The 3,262-nt window shown below is 75.8% G+C and carries 3 protein-coding genes and 1 pseudogene; 1 reads left to right on the top strand and 3 read right to left on the bottom strand.

Annotated features, from left to right (window positions below; translation table 11 throughout):
- A pseudogene (locus E1266_RS36475) lies at positions 1–1,007 on the top strand (TolB family protein); the annotation flags it as partial.
- Between the two features lie 30 nt (positions 1,008–1,037).
- Here E1266_RS36475 and E1266_RS36480 read toward each other — a convergent pair.
- From E1266_RS36480 to E1266_RS36490, 3 genes are all read right to left on the bottom strand, one after another.
- The gene (locus E1266_RS36480; protein ID WP_132055039.1) at positions 1,038–1,967 is read right to left on the bottom strand and encodes a Ppx/GppA phosphatase family protein; all 930 of its coding nucleotides are present in this window, start codon (positions 1,965–1,967) and stop codon (positions 1,038–1,040) included.
- A 130-nt stretch (positions 1,968–2,097) separates the two neighbouring features.
- Complete coding sequence (locus E1266_RS36485) at positions 2,098–3,024, bottom strand: ribokinase (protein WP_132055041.1); 927 nt, start codon at positions 3,022–3,024, stop codon at positions 2,098–2,100.
- Positions 3,025–3,072: 48 nt separating this feature from the next.
- On the bottom strand, positions 3,073–3,262 hold a 190-nt coding region (locus E1266_RS36490), incomplete at its 5' end, for a hypothetical protein (protein ID WP_207946137.1).

A 3,262-nucleotide genomic window follows, 5' to 3' on the forward strand; every position in this document is an offset into this window, starting at 1 on the left:
CCGAGCGGCAGTTCGCCGTGCCCCCGCCCGTCCTCCCCCCGGCGACCGGCCGGCGGGCCGGGCGGGACGGGCCGTCCCGGCGCACCGTGCTCACCGCCGCGACGCTCGTGGGGGTGCTCGTCGCGGGCGCGGTGGCCGGGGGCCTCTACTACTTCACCCGGCCGGACGGCGAGCCGGAGCGGCAGGCCGGGCCGGCCGCGTTCCCGTCCGAGCCGCTGCTCGTGCGGATGGACACCCGGCCGGGCTGGCCGGAGTCGTGCCACGCCGACATCGGCCGCTACAAGCCGGGCGAGGCGTCCGCCACCACGCTCATCGGCGGCGGCCGGTGCGAGATGCTGCCCGAGCCGTCGCCGGACGGCGCGCGCATCGCGTTCACCCGGACGGGCGGCGGCAAGAGCGAGGCGTGGGTGATGAACGCCGACGGGAGCGGCGCGCGGAAGGTCACCGACATCGCGGGCGGGCGGGTGACCTGGTCGCCGGACGGCACCCGGCTGGCCTACATGGGCCGGGACGGCGGCACCCGGCAGATCTTCACCGTCACCCTGGACGGGGAGAATGCCACGCAGCTCACCGACGACGACTCGGCCAAGGACGACCCGATGTGGTCGTCCACGCGGAGGCTCGTGTTCTGGAGCAAGCGGGACGGCACCGAGCAGATCTACACCCTCGACCCGGAGCGCCCGGAGTCGGAGTGGACGAGGCTCACCGAGGACGACGTGCGCTCGGTGGACCCCGAATGGTCGCCCGACGGGTCGAAGATCGCCTTCACCCGGGGCTCACCGGAGCACAGCTCGATCTGGGTGATGAACGCCGACGGGTCCGGGGCGCGCGCCGTGACCACCGGCGGGCGCGACGACATGGACCCGGCGTGGTCCGCCGACGGGAACTGGATCTGCTACGCGCGCGGGTCCGTCGCCGAGCCGGTGCTGCACGCCGTCCGGCTGGACGGCACCGGCGACCGGGTCCTCACTCCGGAGGGCCGCACGTTCGGGCATCCCAGCTGGTAGCAGCGCTCCGGAGCCGCGCGGTCCGGCGGGTCAGACGGTGATCATGTCGAGGCGGCGCAGGATCACGCCCTCGCGCAGCGCCCACGGGCAGACCTCCAGCTCGCCGAGCCCGAACAGGTCCATCGCGGCGTCGGCGACGATCGCGCCGGCGAGCAGCTGCTGGGCGCGCCGGTCGGAGACGCCCGGCAGCCCGGCGCGCTCGGCGGACGGCATCGGCGCGAGCTTCTCGGCCCACTCGGTCAGATCGGTGCAGGCCAGCACGCGCCGCTGGAGGGGCCCTTCGGCCGTGGGGGCGGCGCCGCCGATCCGGGCGAGCTGCTTGAAGGTCTTGGACGTGGCGACCGCGTGGTCGGCCGCCCCGTACCTGGCGACGTCGCCGACCCGGCGGGCGATCTCGGTCCGGACGTGCCGGCGCAGTTCGCGGACCTCGTCCGGGTGCGGCGGGTCCGCGGAGAAGCGGGTGCGGGTGAGCCGGCCCGCGCCGAGCGGCAGCGAGAACGCCACGTCCGGGTCCTCGTCGATCCCCGACGCGACCTCCAGCGAGCCGCCGCCGATGTCCACCACGAGCAGCCGCCCCGACGACCAGCCGAACCAGCGGCGCGCGGCGAGGAACGTCAGCCGCGCCTCCTCCTCGCCGGACAGCGACCTGATGTCGATCCCCTTGTCGGCGCGGATCCGGGCGAGGACCTCCTCGCCGTTGGCGGCGTCGCGCACCGCGGAGGTGGCGAACGCGAGGAGGTCCTCGACGCCCTTGTCCTCGGCGACCCGCAGCGCCTCGTCGACGAAGTCGCGCAGCAGCGCCTCGCCCTCCGCGGTCAGGCGGTCCGCGCCGTCCAGGTGGTCGGCGAGCCGCAGGTCCGCCTTGTGGGAGTACGCGGGGAGGGGCCGCGCCCCCTGGTGGGCGTCCACCACCAGCAGGTGCACGGTGTTCGAGCCCACGTCCAGCACGCCGAGTCGCATGAAAGAAAAATATCGGACGACTTTTCCCGTATTCGGACGACCAGGGCGACAACGCCGTGACCCGGCCGTTTCCGCACGTGAGGCGGGGGGCGGGTCACACCACTGTCACCGCGGCGCGTTCCCGGGCGGGTCACCGATCGGGCGGATCGGGCAGTTCGTCCGGCGTCGGGTAGGAGCTCTGCGCGCCCTTCTTGCGGACGGCGGCGGCGCCGGCGCGGGTCGCGTAGCGGGCGGCGTCCCGCAGCGAGTCGCCGCGGGCGAGCCGCAGGCAGAGCGCGGCGGTGAACGCGTCGCCGGCACCGGTCGTGTCGACGGCCTCCGCCTTCGGCGACGGGACGGCCGCGGTCCCCTCGCCGTCGGCGACCACGACCCCCTCCGCGCCGAGCGTGACGACGACCGACCGGGCCCCGGACCGGACCAGTGCCGCCGCTGTCTCCGCCGCGCTCTCCCGCGCGCCGCCCAGCAGGTACGCGGCCTCGTGCTCGTTGACCACGAGGGGGTCGCAGCGGCCGAGCAGCTCGTCCGGGACGGGCGCGGGCGGCGACAGGTTGAGGACGACCCGCGCGCCGGCCTCCGCGGCGGCGCGGGCGGCGGCCTCGACGGCGGGCAGCGGCACCTCCAGCTGGAACGACACGACGGACGCCCGGCCGATCATGTCGCCGGCCGCGGCGATGTCCTCCGGCGCGAGCCGGGCGTTGGCGCCGGGCGAGACGATGATGCTGTTGTCGCCGTCCGGCCCGATCGTGATCAGCGCGACGCCGCTCGGGGCGCCCTCGGTGACCGTGAGGTGGGCGAGGTCCACGCCGTCGGCGGCGAGGGCGCCGCGCAGCAGCTCGCCGTGCCCGTCGTCGCCGATCCGCCCGACGATGCCGACCCGCCCGCCGAGCCGGGCCGCCGCCACGGCCTGGTTGGCGCCCTTGCCGCCGGGCAGGGTGGCGAGGTCGGAGCCGAGCACGGTCTCCCCCGGCGCGGGTCTCCGCTCGACGCCGACCACCAGATCCGCGTTGACCGACCCGACGACGACGACTTCCCAGCTCCGCGAGCGTTCTTCGTTCACGGACAACCGACTACACGGGCCGGGTCGTCCGGCGCAACCCGGAGGCGGTCACCGGCTGCGCAGCTCGGCCAGGTCGACCACCTCCGCCAGGCCCTCCACGGACGAGTAGTAGCCGCGCCCGACGAGCGCCCCGTTCCGCGTCACCAGGAACGCGCTGTGCCCGAGCACGCCGGCGCGCTCGGCCAGCACCCGGTGCGCCCCACTGAGCCGCACCGCCCGCACCCGCAGCCCACCGGGC

Source organism: Actinomadura sp. 7K534 (assembly GCF_004348575.1).
In the GTDB taxonomy this organism is placed as follows: domain Bacteria; phylum Actinomycetota; class Actinomycetes; order Streptosporangiales; family Streptosporangiaceae; genus Spirillospora; species Spirillospora livida.